A 21,465-nucleotide genomic window follows, 5' to 3' on the forward strand; every position below is an offset into this window, starting at 1 on the left:
TTGAGCCATGTGCCGGAACATCACCGAACTGCGCGGCCTGCAGCCGGCGGCCACCCCCGAGGAGATCGCGGCGGCCGCGCGCCAGTATGTGCGCAAGGTCAGCGGCATCACCCGACCCACGAGCGCCAATACCGAGGCGTTCGAAGTAGCGGTCGCCGAGGTCACCGAGACGACGGCGCGGCTGCTGGCGGCCCTGCCGCCGCGCCGTCAGCCGCCCAAGACCGTGCCGCCGCTGCGCCGGCCGGAGGTGGTGGCCCGCCTCGCCGGATCGGGAGCATCTTGACCCTGACCGCCCTCAAGGAATGGGGCGCGGTCGTGCACGCGCTGCTCGATGGCAGGCAGCTGGTGCTGCTGCGCAAGGGCGGCATCGGCGAGAAGCGCTTTGACCTGGCCGCGCGCGAGTTCCTGTTGTTCCCGACCGTCGCCCACAGCCACGCCGAGCGCGTCCGGCCCGAGCATCGCGACCTGTTGGCGGCCGCCGCGGCCGACAGCACCGGCGAACGCCTCGTGCTGCGGGCCGCGGCGAAAGTCGTTGCCGCACAAGAGGTCAACCGTCCCGATGGCCTCTCGGCGATCGAGGACCTGCACATCTGGACCGCCGCGTCGGTGCAAACCGACCGGCTCGATTTCCGGCCCAAGCACAAGCTGGCCGTGCTGGTGGTGTCGGTGCTTCCGCTGGCCGAACCGGTGCCGATCGCGCGTGCCCCCGAATACGCGGGCTGCGTCAGCTGGGTGCAGCTGCCGCTGGCCGATGTCCGGCTGGCCGCGCCGGTGCACGACGACGAAGCGCTAGACCGGGTCGCCCGGCGGGTCCGCGACGCGGTCGGCTGACGGTTCGGCTGACCCGGCGGGCAGCAGCAGCCGCGAGCTCCCGTAGTGCACCGAGTGGGTGGCCGGCTTTGTCTGCCGGGCGGTCAACAGGGGTTCGCCGGTGCCCAGGTTGCGCGCATAGCGGGGGAACCAGCCGCCCGCGATCAGGAGCCGGATGCGGGATCCGGCGCGGAAGCGGTGGGCTATCCCGTCGAGCTCGAGCCGCACGGTCCCGGCCCCGGTGCGGGCGGGGTCCAGCCGCTGGTAGCCGTCGCTGACGTTACGCGAGCGGCCCTTAGCGTCCACCTCGCTCACCCGGACGAACACATCGACGTGGGGGTTGTCGGCGCTGTGCGCCAGCTCGACCACTGGAGTGCCGTAGACGTACAGGTCCTGCGCCAGGGTGAGGCTGGTGAAGGCGAGCACGTCGTCGCGCAGCGCGAGGCGGCTGTCGTCGCGGTAGCCCCCGTCGGGGGACAGCAGCGGGCCGCCGATGGTGGGCGTCGGGTCGGCGGGGTCGAAGCGAAACGTCGCCGGCGCCAGGCCCTTTCCCGTCGGCGCGGTCTCGCCCAGGTGGCCGCCGGGTCGCAGGTAGAGTGCCCGTTCGGTGGTGGCGGGCGGGAAGTCGGGCAGGTTGCGCCAGCCCAGCCCGGTGACATAGACGCGGACCGGGGCGGGGCGGCGCGGGGCGGCGCCGGCCAGGTGGGTGTCGAGCCAGTCCAGGGTCTCCCGGGCGCTGATGGGCAGGGCCCTGCCCACCAGCTGGGCGTGCATCCAGGGCCCGACGGTGAGCGCCGCGTCGACACCCCGGGCGCGCAGGTGCCCGTACTGCTGCAGCGTCTGGCGCAGGAAGATGTCCTGCCAGCCGCCGATGACCAGCACCGGCACCCGCACCCGGTCCAGCGCCTCGGCGAACCGCAGCCGGTCCCAGAACGCGTCGGTGTGGTCGTGCTGTTCGGCCCACGATTCGAACCACGGCGCGCCCCGGCCGAGCAGCCTCCGGGCTGCCTCACCCAGGGGCAGCGCGGCGGCCACCTCGGGCACCTTGCGCCGGGCCTGCAGCTGGCGCGTCACCAGCCGGAGGCGCGAGGGCTCCTCCTGGTGCGCCACCAGGTGGCACCAGCCCAGATAGTCCTGGACGGTGAACGAGCCGGTGCCCCACGACGACGCGTTGAAATCGTGCGGGCCGGCGGTGATGACGGCGGCGGCCAGCTCCGGCGGCGGATCCCGCAACACCGCCCACTGGGTGAAGCCCAGATAGGACACGCCGACGGTGGCGAACCGCCCGGTGAACCACGGCTGCTCGCGCAGCCAATCGACCGTGTCGGCGCCGTCGGCGGCCTCGTTGACCATCGGCTCGAACTCGCCGCCCGACCCGAATGTGCCACGCACGCTTTGCAATACGACGTGGTAGCCGCGAGCGGCATACAGCCGCGCGAACGCCCACGAGAACGGGAACGCCCGCCCGTACGGCCCCCGGATGAGCAAGGTGCCCGCGGGGCTGGAAGTCAGGGGCGCGTAGTGGTCGGCGAGCAGCCGGGCCCCGTCGCGCATCGGCACCTCGGCGCGATCCACCGTGTAGGCGCTCGTCGCCCGCGGCAGCCCCAGCAGCCGGCCCAGCGCGTGGTCGCCGGCCCGCCCCACAATGCCCGGCCCCGACCGCGGGGCGCTGGTGGAGGTCGTACTCACGCGGGAGCGGCTAGAACTTGTAGTAGGGCGTGAGGTCGTTGGCGCGCTGCAGATTGGTGGACATGCAGTCGACTTCGGGGTTGGAGTACACCGTCGAGTAGTACAGCGCCTGCTGCAGCACCCCGTAGCTGGTCTTGAACGCGACCATGCAGGAGAAGAACCAGAAGCTGTTGTGGTAGGTCGGCTTGAGGACCCAGTACTGCGCGGCGCGATGCCCCTGGATCGTCGTCTCGACGGCGTCGGCGGGCAGCGACTGTTCGTAGGTGCGCCAGATGATGGGCTCGACGGCCATCTGGTAGTTACCCGCGTCGAGGTGGCAGCGCAGCCCGTCCTCGTGTTCGGGCGGGGTGAACGCCAGCCCGAGCCCCTGCAGGGCGCCCAGCGGGATGTCCTCGCACGCGTCGAAGGGGCGCGGGTCGGTGGTCGCCACGATGGGGCTCTTCATCGTGGTCTCCATCGGCTGGGCGGTCGAGCGCAACTCGACCGGGCCGCCGCCGCCGGGCCCGGCCGGAACGCTTTGCCAGCCCAGCACCACCGCCGCCGCGACCGCCCCCAGTGCCCCGAGCAAACGCAGATTGGCGAACATGCCACCCCCTGACGCCTCGGCGGTCCCTTGCCGGGAGTGTACAAGCCGGGTCAGCACCGTCACAGACAAACCAGAACACGTTGCAGTCCCGCGGGGCAAGGGCCGAGGGGAAACCGGCCCGTCGACGCGGGTCGTTAGGCTGGGTAGTCGTGGCAGGCGAGGGATCGACGAACGGCGGGCGGCCGACGCTGTGGGCGGTTTCCGACCTGCACACCGGGCACCTGGGCAACAAACCGGTCACCGAATCTCTGTACCCGTCGTCGCCGGACGACTGGCTGATCGTCGCCGGCGACGTCGCCGAACGCACCGACGAGATCCGCTGGGCGCTTGACGTGCTGCGGCGCCGGTTCGCCAAGGTGATCTGGGTGCCCGGCAACCACGAGCTGTGGACCACCACCCGCGACCCCATGCAGATCTTCGGCAAGGCGCGCTACGAGTACCTGGTCAACATGTGCGACGAGATGGGCATCGTCACGCCCGAGCATCCGTTCCCGGTGTGGACCGAACGCGGCGGCCCGGCCACCATCGTGCCGATGTTTTTGCTGTACGACTACACGTTCCTGCCGGAGGGGGCGACGAGCAAAGCCGAGGGCATGGCGATCGCGCGGGAGCGCAACGTGGTGGCCACCGACGAGTTCCTGCTGTCGTCCGAGCCGTACCCCACGCGCGAGGCCTGGTGTCGCGAACGGCTGGCGGTCACCCGCGCCCGCCTCGAAGAGCTGGACTGGATGACACCCACCGTCCTGGTCAACCACTTCCCGTTGGTGCGCGAACCCTGCGACGCGCTGTTCTACCCGGAATTCTCGCTGTGGTGCGGCACCACCAAGACCGCCGACTGGCACACCCGCTACAACGCGATCTGCTCGGTCTACGGGCACCTGCACATACCGCGCACCACCTGGTACGACGACGTGCGCTTCGAGGAGGTGTCGGTCGGCTACCCGCGGGAGTGGCGCCGGCGCAAGCCGTACAGCTGGTTGCGCCAGGTGTTGCCGGATCCGCAGTACGCGCCCGGCTATCTCAACGACTTCGGCGGCCACTTCGTGATCACGCCCGAGATGCGCCGCCAGGCCCAGCAGTTCCGGGAACGCGTGCGCCAGCGGCAGTCCCGATGACGGGGCGCACGCTGGTGTCGTCGGTGCTGCCCGGCACCCTCCTCGGTTCGGCGGCCCAGGATCTGGCCTACGCCGAGGTCTACGACGATCCGGCCGGCCTGACGCCGCTGCCCGAGGAGGAGCCGCTGATCGCCAAGTCGGTGGCCAAACGGCGCAACGAGTTCATCACCGTCCGCCACTGCGCCCGCATCGCGATGGGCGAACTCGGCGTGCCGCCGGTGCCGATCCTCAAGGGCGACAAGGGAGAACCGTGCTGGCCCGACGGCGTGGTCGGCAGCCTCACCCACTGCACCGGCTACCGCGGCGCGGTGGTGGGACGCGCCGGCGCGGTGCGCTCGGTGGGCATCGACGCCGAACCGCACGACGTGCTGCCCGACGGCGTGCTGGACGCGATCACCCTGGAGGAGGAGCGCCACGAGATCGCCGCGCTGCCCGCGGGCCTGCACTGGGACCGGATCCTGTTTTGCGCCAAGGAGGCAACGTACAAGGCCTGGTTCCCGCTGACCCGGCGGTGGCTGGGGTTCGAGGACGCCCACATCGTGTTCGACCTCGACCCGCCCGACGGCGGCACGACCGGGGTCTTCGTGTCCAAGATCCTGATCGACGGGGAGGCGCTGTCGGGCCCGCCGCTCACCGCGCTGCGGGGCCGCTGGTCGGTCGAGCGCGGTCTGGTGCTGACGGCCATCGTGTTGTGAACGAAGCGGGGCCTGGGCCCGGACTGGTCCTGGTCGACAAGCCGGCCGGAATGACCAGTCACGACGTGGTGGGCCGCTGCCGGCGGATCTTTTCCACCCGGCGGGTCGGTCACGCCGGCACGCTGGACCCGATGGCCACCGGCATGCTGGTGATCGGCGTCGAGCGCGCCACCAAGATCCTCGGCCTGCTGACCGCGGCGTCGAAGTCGTACGCCGCCACCATCCGCCTGGGACAGACCACGTCCACCGAGGACGCCGAAGGCGAAGTCGTGCAGAGCGTTTCGGCCGGGCACGTGACCGTCGAACAGATCGCCGCGGCGGTCGCGGGGCTGCGCGGCGACATCGAGCAGGTGCCGTCGGCGGTCAGCGCGATCAAGGTCGACGGCCGCCGGGCCTACCGGCTGGTCCGGGAGGGCCACGACGTCGAGCTGCGGGCCCGCCCGGTGCGCATCGACCGCTTCGAGGTGCTGGCCGTGCGGCCCCACGGCGAGGTGGTCGACGTCGACGTCGAGGTCGACTGCTCGTCGGGCACCTACATCCGCGCGCTGGCCCGCGACGTCGGCGCCGCGCTCGCGGTGGGCGGGCACCTGACGTCGTTGCGGCGCACCCGCGTCGGCCGCTTCGGGCTGGACCGGGCGTGCGCGCTGGACGAGCTGGCCGAGCGGCCCCGGCTGACCCTGACCCTGGACGAGGCGTGCCTGCTGCTCTTTCCCCGCCGCGACCTGTCCGCCGAGGAGGCCCTGGCGACCGGCCACGGCCGGGCGCTGGCGCCCGCCGGCATCGACGGCGTCTACGCCGCGGCCGACGCCGACGGCCGGGTGATCGCCCTGCTGCGCGACGAGGGTTCACGGACGAAGTCGGTGGTGGTGTTGCGCCCGGCGACGCTGTAGCGGCGGGACGCCTCAACATCGACTGTGCGCCGGTGGCTTTCGGTGTGAAGCGGTGGCGGCTAAACCGGCTTCAGAGCGCCCTGGCCGCACACTCGAGGCCCTGAGCTCACACCCAAGACCCTCCCGCCGACAACCCCCGCGCGGCCACGTTGCAAACTGAGAGCCTAAGCCGTTCGGAAGGGGCCAAAGATGTCCAACAAGGTTTACGTCGTCGGCGTCGGCATGACGAAATTCGAGAAGCCGGGCCGCCGCGAGGGCTGGGACTACCCGGACATGGCGCGGGAGTCGGGCACCAACGCCCTCAAAGATGCCGGCATCGACTTCCGCGAGGTGCAGCAGGGCTACGTCGGCTACTGCTCGGGTGACTCCACCTCCGGGCAGCGCGCGCTCTACGAGCTGGGCATGACCGGCATTCCGATCGTCAATGTCAACAACAACTGCTCGACCGGTTCGACGGCGCTGTTCCTGGCGGCCCAGGCCGTCCGCGGCGGGATCGTCGACTGCGCGATCGCGCTGGGCTTCGAGAAGATGCAGCCCGGCGCGCTGAGCGGCGGCGCCGAGGACCGCGAGTCGCCGATGGGCCGCCACGTCAAGGCGATGGCCGAGATCGACGAGTTCGCGCTGCCCGTCGCGCCGTGGATGTTCGGCGCCGCCGGCCGCGAGCACATGCGCCAATACGGCACCACCGCAGAGCATTTCGCCAAGATCGGCTACAAGAACCACAAGCACTCGGTCAACAACCCGTTCGCGCAGTTCCAGGAGTCCTACACGCTCGACGACATCCTGGCGGCACGGATGATCTCCGACCCGCTGACCAAGCTGCAGTGCTCGCCAACGTCCGACGGTTCGGGCGCGGCGATCGTGGCCTCGGAGGGCTTCGTCGACAGCCATGGGCTGGCCGAGCGGGCGGTGGAGATCGTCGGTCAGGCGATGACCACCGACTTCGCCTCGACGTTCGACGGCACCGCCAAGAACCTCATCGGCTACGACATGAATGTGCAAGCGGCGCAACAGGTTTACGACCAGACCGGCCTGGGCCCCGAGGACTTTCAGGTGATCGAGCTGCACGACTGCTTCTCGGCCAACGAGCTGCTGCTGTACGAGGCGCTCGGCCTGTGCGGGCCCGGTGAGGCACCCAAGCTGGTCGACAACGGCGACACCACCTACGGCGGGCGCTGGGTGGTCAACCCGTCGGGCGGCCTGATCTCCAAGGGGCACCCGCTGGGTGCGACGGGCCTGGCGCAGTGCGCCGAGCTGACCTGGCAACTGCGCGGCGCCGCGGACAAGCGTCAGGTCGAGGGCGTCACGGCCGCGCTGCAGCACAACATCGGGCTGGGTGGGGCCGCCGTGGTGACCGCCTACCAGCGCGCCCAGCGCTGACCCCGGGCAGCCCGTGTTCGAGTGGTCCGACACCGACCTGATGGTTCGGGATGCCGTCCGTCAGTTCATCGACAAGGAGATCCGCCCGCATCTCGACGAGCTGGAAACGGGCGCGCTACCGCCCTATCCGATCGCCCGCAAGCTGTTCAGCCAGTTCGGTCTCGACGCGATGGCCGCCGAGGCGGTCAAGAACATGCTGGACCGCGAGCGCAGTGGACGGGACGAAAAGCGGGATAGTTCAGGCGGTTTCGGAGCGGGCGGCGCGCAGGCGTCGATGATGGCGGTGCTGGTCTCCGAGCTCGCCGGAGTCAGCATCGGGCTGCTGAGCACCGCGTCGGTCAGCCTCGGGCTGGGCGCGGCGACCATCGCCAGTCGCGGCACGCTGGCCCAGAAGGAACGCTGGCTGCCCGACCTGATGACGCTGAAAAAGATCGCGGCGTGGGCCATCACCGAGCCCGACTCCGGCTCGGACGCGTTCGGCGGGATGAAGACATACGTCAAGCGCGACGGTGCGGATTACATCCTCAACGGGCAGAAGACCTTCATCACCAACGGCCCCTACGCCGACGTCCTGGTGGTGTACGCCAAACTCGACGACGGTTCGACCGAAGACAAGCGAAACCGGCCGGTCCTGGTCTTCGTGCTGGACGCCGGCATGGAGGGCCTGACGCAGGGCAAGCCGTTCAAGAAGATGGGCATGATGTCCTCGCCGACGGGCGAATTGTTCTTCGACAACGTGCGCCTGACCCCCGACCGGCTGCTGGGGGAGAGCGAACAGCACGCCGGCGGCGACGGCCGCGAAAGCGCCCGCGACAATTTCGCCGCCGAGCGGATCGGGATCGCGATGATGGCGCTCGGCATCATCAACGAATGCCACCGGCTGTGCGTGGACTACGCCAAGGCGCGCACCCTGTGGGGCAAGAACATCGGGCAGTTCCAGCTGATCCAGCTCAAGCTGGCGAAGATGGAAATCGCGCGAATGAACGTGCAGAACATGGTCTTTCAGACCATCGAGCGTCAGCAGGCCGGCAAACCGCTGACGCTGGCCGAGGCGTCGGCGATCAAGCTGTACTCGTCGGAGGCGGCCACCGACGTGGCGATGGAGGCCGTGCAGCTGTTCGGCGGCAACGGCTATATGGCCGAGTACCGCGTGGAGCAGCTGGCCCGCGACGCCAAGTCGCTGATGATCTACGCCGGCAGCAACGAGGTCCAGGTCACCCACATCGCCAAGGGCCTGTTGGCGGACTAAGCCAGCATCACGAGCCGAACCGCACTGCGAACCTCGCGCTAGAAAATCGCAGCCAGGTTCGGCTCGCGGACAGAAAGCTAGGCCTGAGCTAGGCGACGACCCAGATTGCCCGGGCCGCCGGGCTGCCCAGGTCGACGGCGTTCTCGGCGCCGTCGGCGGATTCGATGACCACCGAGATCATGCCGGCGAACTCGCGGCGGGCCAGCACCCGCAGCCGCGAATCCAGGTGGATCCCGACGTCGGTGAAATAGCGCAGCATCTCGGGGTCGGCGTCGGAGATGCGGGCCACCGTCCCGGCGTCGCCGTCGCCGCACGCCCACAGCTGGCGGGCCGGCGGCGTGGGCACCTGCCCGTCGGAGGCGGGGATCGGGTCGCCGTGCGGGTCGCGCTGGGGATAGCCCAGCTTGGCGTCGATGCGGGCCACCAGGCGGTCGGACACCGCGTGCTCGAGCACCTCGGCCTCGTCGTGCACCTCGTCCCAGCCGTAGCCGAGCTCGTTGACCAGGAAGGTCTCCAACAACCGGTGCCGGCGCACCACCGCCAGGGCCGCCCGCCGGCCCGCCTCGGTCAGCGTCACCGCGCCGTACTTCTCGTGGTCGACCAGCCCCTGCTCGGCGAGCTTGCGGATCGATTCCGACGCCGTGCTGGCCGAAACCCCGATCCGGTCGGCCAGCATCTTGGTGCTGACCTTCTCGGGCGCGCCCTCCGGAGACCATTCCTGGGCATTCCAGATGACCTTCAGGTAGTCCTGGCCGACCGCGGTGATCCCGCCTGGCTCGTCGTCAGCCCTCACAAGCTGAAAGTTTAGGCAACCCCGTCCCGCGTCGTAGGCTTGCGGTCGTGCAGCGGTGGCGTGGCCAGGACGAGATCCCCACGGACTGGGGCCGATGCGTGGTCACCATCGGGGTGTTCGACGGCGTGCATCGGGGCCACGCCGAGCTGATCGCGCACGCGGTCAAGGCGGGCCGCGCCCGCAACGTGCCCGCCGTGCTGATGACGTTCGACCCCCATCCGATGGAAGTGGTCTATCCCGGCAGCCACCCCGCCCAGCTGACGACGCTCGCGCGCCGCGCCGAGCTGGTCGAGGAGCTGGGCATCGACGTCTTCCTGGTGATGCCGTTCACCAGCGACTTCATGAAACTCACCCCCGAGCGCTACGTCCACGAGCTGCTGGTGGAAAACCTGCACGTGGTGGAGGTCGTGGTGGGGGAGAACTTCACGTTCGGCAAGAAGGCCGCCGGCAACGTCGAGACCCTGCGCCGCGCCGGTGAGCGGTTCGGCTTCGCCGTCGAGTCGATGTCGCTGCTGTCGGAGCATCACAGCAACGAGACCGTGACGTTCTCGTCCACCTACATCCGGTCCTGCGTGGACGCCGGCGACATGGTGGCGGCCGCCGACGCGCTGGGCCGCCCGCACCGGGTCGAGGGCGTCATCGTCCGCGGCTACGGGAGGGGCGCGGAGCTGGGGTTTCCCACCGCCAACGTGGCCCCGCCGATGTATTCGGCCATCCCGGCCGACGGCGTGTACGCGGCCTGGTTCACCCTGCTCGGTCCCGGCCCGGTGGCCGGCACGCCCAAGGCGATCGTCCCCGGGGAGCGCTACCAGGCCGCGGTGTCCGTCGGCACCAACCCGACCTTTTCCGGGCGCACCCGCACCGTCGAGGCGTTCGTGCTGGACACCACCGCCGACCTGTACGGCCAGCACGTGGCCTTGGACTTCGTCGCACGCATCCGCGGGCAGCACAAGTTCGACTCGGTAGCCGATCTCGTCGCCGCGATGGGCCAGGACACCGAGCGGGCGCGCGCCCTGCTCACGGACTGATAAACTGCCGGGCGACATCGGCGCGTGCTGCGGTTCGCGGTGGCCGCGCCTTGATACCGAATGATCGCGGACCGATTGATGGAGATGTTTTCGTGGCGCTTACTGCCGAGCAAAAAAAGGAGATCCTGACCTCCTACGGCCTGCACGAGACCGACACCGGCTCGCCGGAGGCCCAGGTCGCGCTGCTGACCAGGCGGATCGCCGACCTGACCGAGCACCTCAAGGTGCACAAGCACGACCACCACTCGCGGCGCGGACTGCTGCTGCTCGTCGGCCGCCGCCGCCGGCTGCTCAAGTACGTGTCGCAGATCGACGTGGAGCGCTACCGCTCGCTCGTGGAGCGGCTGGGCCTGCGCCGCTGAGCCAGGCCGGGCGGTCCGGCGCTGGCGGGGGCGATGCGCCCGTGTAGAGTGGGAGCGTTCTGGGCCTGCTTGGCCCGAGCAAACGGTGCGGTCGCGCAGATCCGCGTGTGCCGTTCCAGCGTGTCAAGACGGAAGCAGCCCAGTCTGCATCGGGCGGTCTTCGGTAGTGGCTGCCGCGCTCCCCGGATCTGGGGATTCTCGGCCGCTTCGATCGATGGCCGTAGCCGCATTCAGACTCATTGCTCTCCGGGTTCGCCCGCTTGTCTGCCGACGCGCGAAACCAGCTGAATACCCAGAGAGGCCATACGGGCACCCATGTCTGTAGCTGAGATTGAAGAGGGCGTGTTCGAGGCGACCGCCACCATCGACAACGGGAGCTTCGGCACCCGCACCATCCGGTTCGAGACCGGCCGGCTGGCCCAGCAGGCCGCCGGCGCCGTCGTCGCCTACCTCGACGACGAGAACATGCTGTTGTCGGCGACCACCGCCAGCAAGAGCCCGAAGGAGCACTTCGACTTCTTCCCGCTGACCGTCGACGTCGAAGAGCGGATGTACGCCGCCGGGCGCATCCCCGGCTCGTTCTTCCGCCGCGAGGGTCGCCCCTCCACCGACGCCATCCTGACCTGCCGGCTCATCGACCGGCCGCTGCGCCCGTCGTTCGTCGACGGTCTGCGCAACGAGATCCAGGTCGTCGTCACGATTTTGAGCCTCGACCCCAACGACCTCTACGACGTGCTGGCGATCAACGCCGCGTCGGCCTCCACCCAGATCAGCGGCCTGCCGTTCTCCGGCCCCATCGGCGGGGTGCGGGTGGCGCTCATCGACGGCCAGTGGGTCGCGTTCCCGACGGTCGAGCAGCTCGAGCGGGCGGTGTTCGACATGGTGGTGGCCGGCCGCAAGGTGGACGGCGACGTCGCGATCATGATGGTCGAGGCCGAGGCCACCGAGAACGTCATCGCCCTGCTCGACGGCGGCGCGCAGGCGCCGACGGAAAGCGTTGTGGCCGAAGGCCTGGAGGCGGCCAAGCCGTTCATCGACGCGCTGTGCACCGCGCAGCAGGAGCTCGCCGACGCCGCCGCGAAGGAAACCGCGGATTACCCGACGTTCCCAGACTACGGCGACGACGTGTACTACTCGGTGTCCTCGGTGGCCACCGAGGAGCTGGCCAACGCGCTGACCATCGGCGGCAAGGCCGAACGCGACCAGCGCACCGCCGAGATCAAGGCTCAAGTGCTCGAGCGGCTCGCCGACACCTACGAGGGCCGGGAGAAAGAGGTCGGCGCCGCGTTCCGCTCGCTGACCAAAAAGCTGGTGCGCCAACGCATCCTGACCGACCACTTCCGCATCGACGGCCGGGGCATCACCGACATCCGTGCCCTGAGCGCCGAGGTCGCCGTCGTCCCGCGGGCGCACGGCAGCGCGCTGTTCCAGCGAGGCGAGACCCAGATCCTGGGCGTGACCACGCTCGACATGGTCAAGATGGCCCAGCAGATCGACTCGCTGGGGCCCGAAACCTCCAAGCGCTACATGCACCACTACAACTTCCCGCCGTTCTCCACCGGCGAGACCGGCCGCGTCGGCTCGCCCAAGCGGCGCGAGATCGGGCACGGTGCCCTGGCCGAGCGGGCCCTGGTGCCGGTGCTGCCGAGCGTCGAGGAGTTCCCGTACGCGATCCGGCAGGTGTCCGAGGCGCTGGGTTCCAACGGATCGACCTCGATGGGGTCGGTCTGCGCGTCGACGCTGTCGCTGCTGAATGCCGGGGTGCCGCTCAAGGCGCCGGTCGCCGGCATCGCGATGGGTCTGGTCTCCGACGATGTCGAGGTTGACGGGGGTGGTACCGAGCGCCGCTTCGTCACCCTGACCGACATCCTGGGCGCCGAGGACGCGTTCGGCGACATGGACTTCAAGTGTGCCGGCACCAAGGACTTCGTCACCGCGCTGCAGCTGGACACCAAGCTCGACGGCATCCCGTCGAAGGTCCTCGCCGGCGCGCTGGCCCAGGCCAAAGACGCCCGCCTGACCATCCTCGAGGTCATGGCCGAGGCCATCGACGCGCCCGACGAGATGAGCCCGTACGCGCCGCGGGTGACCACCATCAAGGTCCCGGTGGACAAGATCGGCGAGGTTATCGGCCCCAAGGGCAAGGTCATCAACGCGATCACCGAGGAGACCGGCGCGCAGATCTCGATCGAGGACGACGGCACCGTGTTCGTCGGCGCCACCGACGGTCCCTCGGCGCAGGCCGCCATCGACCGGATCAACGCGATCGCCAACCCGCAGCTGCCGACGGTCGGCGAGCGGTTCCTTGGAACCGTCGTCAAGACAACGGATTTCGGCGCGTTCGTGTCGCTGCTGCCCGGGCGCGACGGCCTGGTGCACATCTCCAAGCTGGGCCGGGGCAAGCGCATCGCGAAGGTCGAGGACGTGGTGAACGTCGGCGACAAGCTGCGCGTGGAGATCGCCGACATCGACAAGCGGGGCAAGATTTCCTTGGTCCTGGTCGACGAAGAGGACTCGACGGACAGCGCGGCCGCGCCCGCCTCAGCTCCTGCCGATGCCGCAACGGTCACCAGCTGATCCTGCGACCGCCCGGGCCCTGCGCCGCACCACGCTGCCCGGAGGCCTGCGGGTGGTCACCGAGTACCTGCCCGCGGTGCGCTCCGCCTCGGTCGGGGTTTGGGTCGGCGTCGGATCGCGCGACGAGGGTGCCAGCGTGGCCGGGGCGGCGCACTTCCTCGAGCACCTGCTGTTCAAGTCGACGCCGACGCGCACGGCCGTGGACATCGCCCAGGCGATGGACGCCGTCGGCGGCGAGCTGAACGCGTTCACCTCCCGCGAGCACACCTGCTACTACGCGCACGTGCTCGACACCGACCTGGAACTGGCGATCGACCTGGTCGCCGACGTGGTGCTCAACGGTTGCTGCGCCGCCGACGACGTCGAGCTGGAACGCGATGTCGTCCTCGAGGAGATCGCGATGCGCGACGACGACCCCGAGGACGCGCTGGGCGACATATTCCTGTCGGCGCTGTTCGGCGACCACCCGGTGGGCCGCCCCGTGATCGGCACCGCCCGGTCGGTGTCGGCGATGACGCGCGGCCAGCTGCACTCGTTTCATGTGCGGCGCTACACCCCGCAGCGGATGGTGGTCGCGGTCGCCGGCAACGTCGACCACGACGCGGTGATCGCACTGGTGCGCGAGCACTTCGGGGCGCACCTGGTGCGCGGACGGCGGCCGATCGCCCCGCGCAAGGGCGCCGGACGGGTCAACGGCAGCCCCGGGCTGGCGCTGGTCAACCGCGACGCCGAGCAGACCCACGTGTCGCTCGGGGTGCGCACCCCCGGGCGCAACTGGGAACACCGGTGGGCGCTGTCGGTGCTGCACACCGCGCTGGGCGGCGGGCTGAGTTCCCGCCTGTTCCAAGAGGTTCGGGAGCTGCGCGGCCTGGCCTATTCGGTCTATTCGGCGGTGGACATCTTCGCCGACAGCGGCGCGCTGTCGGTGTACGCGGCGTGCCTGCCCGAGCGTTTCCCCGACGTCATGAGGGTCACCGGCGAGGTGCTCGACGCGGTGGCGCGCGACGGCATCACCGAGGCGGAATGCCGCATCGCCAAGGGCTCGCTGCGCGGCGGGCTCGTCCTCGGGCTGGAGGACTCCGGTTCCCGGATGAGCCGCATCGGGCGCAACGAGTTGAACTACGGCAGGCACCGCAGCATCGAACACACCCTGCAACAGATCGACAAGGTGACCGTCGAGGAGGTCAACGCCGTGGCCCGCCGCCTGCTGGGCAAGCGCTACGGCGCCGCCGTTCTGGGCCCGTACGCCTCGAAACGGTCGCTGCCCCAACAACTTCGGGCGATGGTAAATTAATTCTCCATGGTACTGGGCTTCTGGGACATCGCGGTGCCCATCGTCGGCGCGCCGATGGCCGGCGGGCCGGGCACCCCGGCGCTGGCCGCGGCGGTGTCCAACGCGGGCGGGCTCGGTTTCCTCCCCGGCGGGTACCTGACCGCCGAGCGGTTCGCCGACGACATCGCCGCCGCCCGCGCCCTGACCACCGGCCCGCTCGGCGTCAACCTGTTCGTGCCGCAGCCCAGCGTCGCCGACTGGGTCGCGCTGGACTACTACGCCGACGAACTCGAAGGCATCGCCGAGCACTATCAGGTGGAGGTCGGCCGGCCGGAGTACGGAGACGACGACGACTGGGAGAGCAAGCTCGAGGTCGTCGCCGACGTGCGCCCCGAGCTGGTGTCCTTCACGTTCGGGGTGCCGCCGCCCGACGTCATCCGGTGGCTGAGCGCGTTGGGGCTGCTGGTGATGGTCACCGTGACGTCGCCGTACGAGGCCGGGGTGGCCGTGGCCGCCGGCGCGGACAGCCTGGTGGTGCAGGGTCCCGACGCCGGCGGGCACCGCGGCACGTTCGCGCCCGACCGCGAGCCCGGCACCGAGACGCTGCACGAGCTGATCGACCGCATCCACCGGGCGCACCGCGACGTCCCGCTCATCGCGGCCGGCGGGCTGGGCACCGCCGACGACGTCGCCCAAGCGCTGCGCCGGGGGGCGGTGGCCGCGCAGGTGGGCACCGCGCTGCTGCTCTCCGACGAGGCCGGCACCAGCCAGGCGCACCGCACCGCGATGAAGAACCAGCTGTTCGGCAAGACGATCGTCACCCGCGCCTTCTCCGGTCGCTACGCCCGCGGTCTGGAGAACGAATTCATCCGCCTGCTCGACGGCGTGGCCCCGCTGGGCTATCCCGAGGTCAACCAGATGACGCTGCCGATCCGGCAGGCGGCGACCGAGCGCGAGGACCCCAACGGGATGGCGCTGTGGGCGGGCACCTCGTTCGGCGACGCGCGCCCGGGGCCGGTAGCCGACATCGTCGCCGGCCTCGCGGGCTAGGCCAGCACGCCCGCCGGTTCGGTGTGGGGCAGGCCCAGGTCGCCGGCCACCCGCGCGGACAGCAGCGCGCCGCCGTGCGTCGAAAGCCCCTGGGCCAGAGCGGGATCCGAACGGCAGGCCGCCCGCCAGCCGCGGTCGGCGAGTTGCAGCACGTACGGCATCGTCGCGTTGGTCAGCGCGACCGTCGACGTCTTGGGCACCGCGCTGGGCATGTTCGCCACGCAGTAGAACAGCGTGTCGTGCACGGCGAACGTCGGGTCGTCGTGCGTGGTGGGCCGCGAGTCCTCGAAACAGCCGCCCTGGTCGATCGCGATGTCCACCAGCACCGCGCCCGGCTTCATCTGCGCGACAAGGGAATCGGCGATCAAGGTGGGGGCCTTGCCGCCGGGCACCAGGACGGCGCCGATGACCAGGTCGGCGCGCTTGACGGCGCCCTCGAGCTCGTAGGCCGACGAGTAGCGGGTGCCGATATGGCCGGCGAACTCCGCGTCGAGCAGCCGGAGCTTGGCGATGTTGACGTCGAAGACCAGGACGTTGGCGCCCATCCCGGACGCGACGCGGGCGGCGTTGTGGCCGGCGGTGCCGGCCCCGACCACCACGACGTCGGCGGGCTTGACCCCGGGCACCCCGCCCATCAGCACGCCGCGCCCGCCCCGGGTGCGCATCAGGTGATACGCGCCGACCTGGGCGGCGAGCCGGCCGGCGACCTCGCTCATCGGCGCCAGCAGCGGCAGCGAGCCGTCGGCGGCCTGGACGGTCTCGTAGGCGATCGCGGTCGTCTTCGACGCCAGCAGGGCGTCGGTCAACACGCGCGAGGCGGCCAGATGCAGATACGTGAACACCACCTGGCCCCCGTGCAGGAACCCGTACTCGGCCGGCACCGGTTCCTTGACCTTGAGCAACAGGTCGGCGCCCGCCCACACCTCGTCGGCGGCGCCGGTCACCTGGGCGCCCGCCGCCTTGAAGTCCGCATCGGTGATCGCCGAGCCGTCCCCGGCGCCGGATTGGACGAGGACCTCGTGGCCGCGGTGGGTGAGTTCGGCGACGCCGGCGGGCGTGATCGCCACCCGGAATTCGTTGTTCTTGGTCTCCGTGGGGACGCCGACGCGCATACCTCAATTGTGAAGAAAGTTCACCTATTCAGCAAACATGCTGATGATAATTCTGTAGACTTCGGACATGCCCGATCCATCTGCTGCATCGAACCCTCGGCCGGGCGATCCCCCGAAGGATGTTCGGCCCGCCCACCTGGACGCGGTGGACCGCCAAATCCTGGGCCTGCTGCACGCCGACGCGCGGATGACCAACAGCGCGCTCGCCGAGGCGGTCGGGATCGCCCCGTCGACGTGTCACGGGCGGGTGCGGCGGCTGATGGAACTCGGCGTCATCCGCGGCTTCTACACCGACGTCGACCCCGTCGCCGTCGGGCTGCCGCTGCAGGCGATGATCTCGGTCAACCTGCAGTCCAACGCGCGGGGCAAGATCCGCAGCTTCATCCAGCAGATCCGCACCAGGCCCCAGGTGATGGACGTCTACTTCCTGGCCGGCGCGGACGATTTCATCCTGCACGTCGCCGCGCGCGACACCGAGGACTTGCGCGCGTTCGTCGTGGAGAACCTCAACGCCGACGCCGACGTCGCGGGCACCCAGACGTCGCTGATCTTCGAGCACCTCCGCGGGGCTTCACCCGTCTGAGCCTTATGATCGGCGGATGGATGAGCGGTGCGTGACGGCCAGCGTGCAGATCGATGCCCGCCCCGACGTGGTGTACGGCCTGATCACCGACCTCCCGACGCTGGCGACGCTGGCCGAGGAGGCGGTGGCCATGGAGTGGCGCAAGGGCGACGCCGTCCGCCCGGGCGCGGTGTTCGTCGGCCGCAACGAAAACGCCGGCCGGCGCTGGAGCACCAAGTGCACGGTCACCGACGCCGACCCCGGCCGGGTCTTCGCCTTCGACGTGCGCTACGCCGTGCTGCCGATCGCCCGCTGGCAGTACGACATCGTCGCGGGTGACGGCGGCTGCCGCGTCACCGAGAGCACCTGGGACCGCCGGCCCGGGTGGTTCCGCAAGGTCGCCGGCAAGAGCACCGGCGTCACCGATCGCGCGGCCGCCAACGCCGAGCACATCCGGCTGACCCTGCAACGGCTCAAGCAGCGTGCGGAAGCCGGCTAGCCACACGGCCACACGTGATCCCGCGGTCGCCATCGTCGGCGCGGGCATGTCCGGGCTGTGCGCCGCAATCGCGTTGCTGCGCAGCGGCGTTGACGATGTCGTCATCTATGAGAAGGCCGACGAGGTGGGCGGCACCTGGCGCGAGAACACCTATCCCGGGCTGACGTGTGACGTGCCGTCGCGCGTCTACCAATACACGTTCGCCACGAAACCCGACTGGTCGCACATGTTTTCGCCCGGCGGCGAGATCCAGGCGTACTTCCGCGGCGTCGCCGACCAATTCGGGCTGCGACAGCGGATCCGGTTCGGCACCGAGATCGTCGGCGCCCGTTTCGAGGGCGGCCGCTGGGCGCTGCGCACCGACGCCGGCGAGGAACGCACGGTGGACTTCCTGATCTCGGCGACCGGCGTTCTGCACCATCCCCGGATGCCGTCGATTGCCGGGCTGGACGGCTTCGGGGGGCACGTCTTCCACTCCGCGCGCTGGGATCATTCCGTCGGACTCGCCGGCAAGCGAATCGCGGTGGTGGGCAACGGATCCACCGGCGTGCAGCTGGTCTGCGGGCTCGCCGGCCTCGCGGGCCGGGTGTTGCTGTTCCAGCGCACCGCGCAGTGGGTGGTGCCGATGCCCAACCCGCGGTACTCCCGGTTCGCCGACGCCACGCACCGGGCCGCGCCGTGGCTGGATCGGCTCGCGTACCGGGCGTACAGCCTCCTCTTCGACACCTTCGCCGTCGCGCTGACCAAGCCGGGCCTGCGCCGCACGATGATGGGCGCGCTGTGCCGCGCCAACCTGCGCCGGGTGCGCGACCCCGGGTTGCGCGCCGCGCTGACGCCCGACTACCAGCCGATGTGCAAGCGGTTGGTGGTGTCGGGCGGGTTCTACCGCGCGATCCAGCGCGACGACGTCGAGCTGGTGACCGCCGGAATCGACCACGTGGAACCGCGCGGCATCGTCACCGACGACGGTGTCCTGCACGAGGCCGACGTCATCGTGCTGTGTACCGGGTTCGACACCCACGCGTTCTTCCGGCCGATGCGCCTGACGGGCCGCGACGGCGTCGCCGCCGACGAGGTGTGGCGGGACGGGCCGCGGGCCTACCGGACCGTGGCGATGCCCGGCTTCCCGAACTTCTTCATGATGCTGGGGCCGCACAGCCCGGTGGGAAACCACTCGCTGACGGCCGTGGCCGAGCATCAGGCCGACCACATCGTGGCGTGGATCCGGCGTTGGCGCCGTGGCGAATTCGACACGGTCGAGCCGACGCAATCGGCGACCGAGAGCTACAACGCGCGGCTGCGGGCGGCGATGCCGGACACGGTGTGGACCACCGGCTGCGACAGCTGGTATCTGAACAAGGACGGGGTGCCCGAGGTGTGGCCGTTCACCCCGGCAGCACATCGCGCCATGTTGGCCGCCACCGCCCCGGGGGACTACGACCTGCGCCGCGACGGCGCCTATACTCACCAGCACTGAAAAGGGTAGGGGGACCACGATGTTCACTGTCGACGACCAGGCAGCGGGTCCGCATGACGCGTCGCTCGACCACGAGCGGCTGGTCCTCGAGGCGCGCGACGTCGAATTCGATTGGGCGGACCTGCCTTTCCACTACGTACCGGGCGAGCCGTTCGCCACGCACATGCTCAACGTCCTGCACCTGCTGCTGCCCGCCGGCGAGGAGTTCTTCGTCGACGCCTTCAAGAAGGCGCTGCCGCTGATCAAGGACGACCAGCTGCGGCTGGACGTGCAGGGGTTCATCGGGCAGGAGGCCACGCATTCCCGGGCCCATGCCAACGTGCTCGCCCACTTCGCCGCCGCCGGCGTCGACGTGACGCCGTACACCGACCAGATCAGGTGGCTGTTCGAGAAGCTGCTGGGCCCGCGACCGGGCTGGAGCCAGCGTCGGCAGCACAGCTGGCTGCTGGAGCAGGTGTCGATCGTGTCGGCGATCGAGCACTACACCGCCATCCTTGGCGAGTGGGTGCTCGACGCCCCGGCCCACGACGCCATCGGCACCCACCCGGTGATGCTGGACATGCTGCGCTGGCACGGCGCCGAGGAGGTCGAGCACAAGGCCGTCGCCTTCGACACCATGAAGCACCTGCGCGCCGGGTATTGGCGGCGGGCGCGCGCCCAGCTGGTCGTGGCGCCGGCCATGCTGTTGCTGTGGATCCGCGGGGTCCGGTTCCTGTACTCGGTGGACCCGTACCTGCCGCCGGGAAGCAAGCCGCGCTGGTGGCACTACCTGCGCGCGGCCCGCCGCGGCCTGGTGCCCGGTCCGCTGCGCTTCGTGCGGGTGGTGTTCGACTACTACCGGCCGGGTTTTCACCCGTCACAGCTGGGCGGGCTGGAGCGGGCGGTGGACTACCTGGCGGTCTCGCCCGCGGCGCGCGCGTCGCGCTGACCCGTGACTACATCATCCGCATCCTCGCGCGTCACCGCGTCCGACGGCGTGACCCTGGCGGTGCACCGCTACACCGAGATCGACGCGGCGCGCCCGACCATCCTCGCCATCCACGGCTGGCCCGACAACCACCACCTGTGGGACGGGGTGGCCGCTCAACTGCAGAACCGCTACAACGTGGTGGCCTACGACGTCCGCGGCGCCGGCGAATCCTCGCTGCCCGCAAAGAGATCCGGATACGCCTTCGCGCAACTGGTCTCCGACATCGGCGCGGTGATCGACAGCCTGGGCGTCGGGCGGGTGCACCTGCTGGCCCACGACTGGGGCTCGATCCAGGCCTGGGACGCGGTCACCGACAACGCGGTGATGCCCAAAGTCGCGTCGTTCACCTCGATTTCGGGTCCGCACCTGCGGTATGCGGGCGTGTTTCTGCGGTCGGCGCGCACGGCGCGGGCCGTGGGGCAGGTGGCCCGGCAGCTGCTGGGATCGGTCTACATCGCGTTCTTCTTGTGCCCCGGCGTGCCCGAGCTCGCGTTCCGCTCGCGGGTCGGCGTGAAAGTCCATGAGGCCCTGGAACGCATCGGCGCCCCGGGCGACCGCGGCGGGCGCCCGCCGCGGTCGATCGCCGACTACGTCAACGGGCTGGGCCTGTACCGCGCGAACATGCCCGGCCCGATGTTGCGGCCCGGGCCGCGCCTGCCGCAGACCAGCGTCGCCGTGCAGGTCCTGGCGCCGCGCCGCGACATCTTCGTCACCCCGGCGCTGCAGCGGTTCACCGGCGCAATTGCGCCGGGCGGCAGGGTGATTGAGATCGAGGGCGGGCACTGGGTGGTCAGCTCGCGCCCCGACGACATCGCCCGGCTGACGGCCGAATGGGTCGACGTCACCGGCGCGTGAGCCGGTACCCCAGGTGGGCCACCTGGATGCCGGGGAGCGGCTCCCAGGTGAGGGTGCGGCCGTCGGCGCGAAAGTCGTTCTTCTCGTAGAAGCGGCGTGCCTTGGCGTTTTGTTCGGCGCACCACAGGATCACGTCGCCCGACGGATGCGCGCCCAGCACCTCGTCGAGCAGCCGGCCGCCGATGCCGTGCCGCTGGCAATCGTCCGCGACGTACAGCGCGTCGATCTGCAGGTCGTCGGCGTCGGGCCCGAAGATGGCCACGCCGAGTATCCGGTCGCCGGACTCGGCGACCCACATGCGCCAGCCTTCGCGGCTCAGGCTCTGCGGGTAGACGTCGGCGACCCAGCGCCTGGCCGGCCCGAGCAGATCCAGCACCGGGGAGATCAGGATCCCGGTCCACGATTGGCGCCACACCGGATAGTGCATGTCCGCGACGCGGGGGTAATCGTCCGGCGTGGCTTCGCGGATCCGGATGTCGGCGGCCGCCACGGG

Annotated in this window: 22 protein-coding genes; 17 read left to right on the top strand and 5 right to left on the bottom strand. The window is 70.3% G+C overall.

What is annotated here, in order from left to right:
- The first annotated feature begins 7 nt into the window (after positions 1–7).
- Positions 8–283, top strand: coding sequence for a DUF2277 domain-containing protein (locus AC5Y4Z_RS13650; RefSeq protein WP_499964544.1), 276 nt, complete (start codon positions 8–10; stop codon positions 281–283).
- The gene (locus AC5Y4Z_RS13655; RefSeq protein WP_499964546.1) at positions 280–831 is read left to right on the top strand and encodes a DUF1802 family protein; all 552 of its coding nucleotides are present in this window, start codon (positions 280–282) and stop codon (positions 829–831) included. Before AC5Y4Z_RS13650 ends, AC5Y4Z_RS13655 begins: the two co-directional genes overlap by 4 nt.
- Here AC5Y4Z_RS13655 and AC5Y4Z_RS13660 read toward each other — a convergent pair.
- Both AC5Y4Z_RS13660 and AC5Y4Z_RS13665 read right to left on the bottom strand, forming a co-directional pair.
- A complete protein-coding gene (locus tag AC5Y4Z_RS13660) occupies positions 790–2,499 on the bottom strand; it encodes a CocE/NonD family hydrolase (RefSeq protein ID WP_499964549.1) in 1,710 nt (569 codons plus the stop codon). The genes AC5Y4Z_RS13655 and AC5Y4Z_RS13660 overlap by 42 nt on opposite strands.
- 10 nt (positions 2,500–2,509) lie before the next feature.
- Positions 2,510–3,085 carry a DUF3558 domain-containing protein gene (locus tag AC5Y4Z_RS13665; RefSeq protein ID WP_499964551.1) on the bottom strand — a complete coding sequence of 192 codons (576 nt, stop codon included), beginning with the start codon at positions 3,083–3,085 and terminating at the stop codon, positions 2,510–2,512.
- A gap of 149 nt (positions 3,086–3,234) precedes the next feature.
- Here AC5Y4Z_RS13665 and pptH point away from each other — a divergent pair, with 149 nt between their 5' ends.
- The 5 genes from pptH to AC5Y4Z_RS13690 all read left to right on the top strand — a co-directional run bounded on the left by pptH (position 3,235) and on the right by AC5Y4Z_RS13690 (position 8,414).
- Positions 3,235–4,200, top strand: a complete 966-nt coding sequence (pptH, locus tag AC5Y4Z_RS13670) for an ACP phosphodiesterase PptH (RefSeq protein ID WP_499964554.1) — start codon at positions 3,235–3,237, stop codon at positions 4,198–4,200.
- Entirely contained in the window at positions 4,197–4,895 is a 699-nt protein-coding gene (gene pptT, locus AC5Y4Z_RS13675) for a 4'-phosphopantetheinyl transferase PptT (protein ID WP_499964557.1), read from the top strand. The genes pptH and pptT overlap by 4 nt, the downstream gene beginning before the upstream one ends.
- The gene (gene truB, locus AC5Y4Z_RS13680) at positions 4,892–5,785 is read left to right on the top strand and encodes a tRNA pseudouridine(55) synthase TruB (RefSeq protein ID WP_499964559.1); all 894 of its coding nucleotides are present in this window, start codon (positions 4,892–4,894) and stop codon (positions 5,783–5,785) included. The genes pptT and truB overlap by 4 nt, the downstream gene beginning before the upstream one ends.
- Before the next feature lie 189 nt (positions 5,786–5,974).
- On the top strand, positions 5,975–7,165 hold the full coding sequence (locus AC5Y4Z_RS13685) for a lipid-transfer protein (RefSeq protein WP_499964562.1): 1,191 nt from the start codon (positions 5,975–5,977) through the stop codon (positions 7,163–7,165).
- 13 nt (positions 7,166–7,178) lie between these two features.
- Positions 7,179–8,414 (top strand): acyl-CoA dehydrogenase family protein, encoded by a 1,236-nt coding sequence (locus AC5Y4Z_RS13690; RefSeq protein WP_499964564.1) that lies wholly within the window; start codon positions 7,179–7,181, stop codon positions 8,412–8,414.
- A gap of 88 nt (positions 8,415–8,502) precedes the next feature.
- Here the strand turns inward: AC5Y4Z_RS13690 and mntR are convergent, their stop codons facing one another.
- On the bottom strand, positions 8,503–9,207 hold the full coding sequence (mntR, locus tag AC5Y4Z_RS13695; protein ID WP_499964566.1) for a manganese-binding transcriptional regulator MntR: 705 nt from the start codon (positions 9,205–9,207) through the stop codon (positions 8,503–8,505).
- A 47-nt stretch (positions 9,208–9,254) separates the two neighbouring features.
- On the opposite strand from mntR, the gene AC5Y4Z_RS13700 reads away from it, so the two are divergent.
- The 5 genes from AC5Y4Z_RS13700 to AC5Y4Z_RS13720 all read left to right on the top strand — a co-directional run bounded on the left by AC5Y4Z_RS13700 (position 9,255) and on the right by AC5Y4Z_RS13720 (position 15,497).
- Entirely contained in the window at positions 9,255–10,235 is a 981-nt protein-coding gene (locus AC5Y4Z_RS13700) for a bifunctional riboflavin kinase/FAD synthetase (RefSeq protein ID WP_499964568.1), read from the top strand.
- Between the two features lie 92 nt (positions 10,236–10,327).
- The gene (gene rpsO / locus AC5Y4Z_RS13705) at positions 10,328–10,597 is read left to right on the top strand and encodes a 30S ribosomal protein S15 (RefSeq protein ID WP_066928262.1); all 270 of its coding nucleotides are present in this window, start codon (positions 10,328–10,330) and stop codon (positions 10,595–10,597) included.
- Between the two features lie 315 nt (positions 10,598–10,912).
- Positions 10,913–13,174 carry a polyribonucleotide nucleotidyltransferase gene (locus AC5Y4Z_RS13710; RefSeq protein WP_499964571.1) on the top strand — a complete coding sequence of 754 codons (2,262 nt, stop codon included), beginning with the start codon at positions 10,913–10,915 and terminating at the stop codon, positions 13,172–13,174.
- Positions 13,152–14,468 carry a M16 family metallopeptidase gene (locus AC5Y4Z_RS13715; RefSeq protein ID WP_499964574.1) on the top strand — a complete coding sequence of 439 codons (1,317 nt, stop codon included), beginning with the start codon at positions 13,152–13,154 and terminating at the stop codon, positions 14,466–14,468. Before AC5Y4Z_RS13710 ends, AC5Y4Z_RS13715 begins: the two co-directional genes overlap by 23 nt.
- A gap of 6 nt (positions 14,469–14,474) precedes the next feature.
- Positions 14,475–15,497: a nitronate monooxygenase gene (locus AC5Y4Z_RS13720; RefSeq protein WP_499964576.1), complete on the top strand. Its 1,023-nt coding sequence runs from the start codon at positions 14,475–14,477 to the stop codon at positions 15,495–15,497.
- On the opposite strand, the gene ald is transcribed toward AC5Y4Z_RS13720, so the two are convergent.
- Positions 15,494–16,609 carry an alanine dehydrogenase gene (ald, locus tag AC5Y4Z_RS13725; protein ID WP_499964579.1) on the bottom strand — a complete coding sequence of 372 codons (1,116 nt, stop codon included), beginning with the start codon at positions 16,607–16,609 and terminating at the stop codon, positions 15,494–15,496. The genes AC5Y4Z_RS13720 and ald overlap by 4 nt on opposite strands.
- A 67-nt stretch (positions 16,610–16,676) precedes the next feature.
- On the opposite strand from ald, the gene aldR reads away from it, so the two are divergent.
- Genes aldR through AC5Y4Z_RS13750 form a run of 5 tightly spaced genes read left to right on the top strand, consistent with a single transcriptional unit; the run spans position 16,677 to position 20,972 of the window.
- The gene (gene aldR / locus AC5Y4Z_RS13730; RefSeq protein ID WP_499964581.1) at positions 16,677–17,192 is read left to right on the top strand and encodes an HTH-type transcriptional regulator AldR; all 516 of its coding nucleotides are present in this window, start codon (positions 16,677–16,679) and stop codon (positions 17,190–17,192) included.
- Positions 17,193–17,208: 16 nt separating this feature from the next.
- Complete coding sequence (locus tag AC5Y4Z_RS13735) at positions 17,209–17,670, top strand: SRPBCC family protein (RefSeq protein WP_499964583.1); 462 nt, start codon at positions 17,209–17,211, stop codon at positions 17,668–17,670.
- Entirely contained in the window at positions 17,654–19,147 is a 1,494-nt protein-coding gene (locus AC5Y4Z_RS13740) for a flavin-containing monooxygenase (RefSeq protein WP_499964585.1), read from the top strand. The genes AC5Y4Z_RS13735 and AC5Y4Z_RS13740 overlap by 17 nt, the downstream gene beginning before the upstream one ends.
- Positions 19,148–19,166: 19 nt before the next feature.
- Positions 19,167–20,075, top strand: a complete 909-nt coding sequence (locus AC5Y4Z_RS13745) for a metal-dependent hydrolase (protein ID WP_499964587.1) — start codon at positions 19,167–19,169, stop codon at positions 20,073–20,075.
- 3 nt (positions 20,076–20,078) lie between these two features.
- The gene (locus tag AC5Y4Z_RS13750) at positions 20,079–20,972 is read left to right on the top strand and encodes an alpha/beta fold hydrolase (RefSeq protein ID WP_499964590.1); all 894 of its coding nucleotides are present in this window, start codon (positions 20,079–20,081) and stop codon (positions 20,970–20,972) included.
- Here the strand turns inward: AC5Y4Z_RS13750 and AC5Y4Z_RS13755 are convergent.
- Positions 20,959–21,462 carry a GNAT family N-acetyltransferase gene (locus AC5Y4Z_RS13755; RefSeq protein WP_499964592.1) on the bottom strand — a complete coding sequence of 168 codons (504 nt, stop codon included), beginning with the start codon at positions 21,460–21,462 and terminating at the stop codon, positions 20,959–20,961. The two genes, AC5Y4Z_RS13750 and AC5Y4Z_RS13755, sit on opposite strands and share 14 nt — an antisense overlap.
- Positions 21,463–21,465: the final 3 nt, after the last annotated feature.

The sequence above is a fragment of the Mycobacterium sp. NGS63 genome (assembly GCF_059812295.1).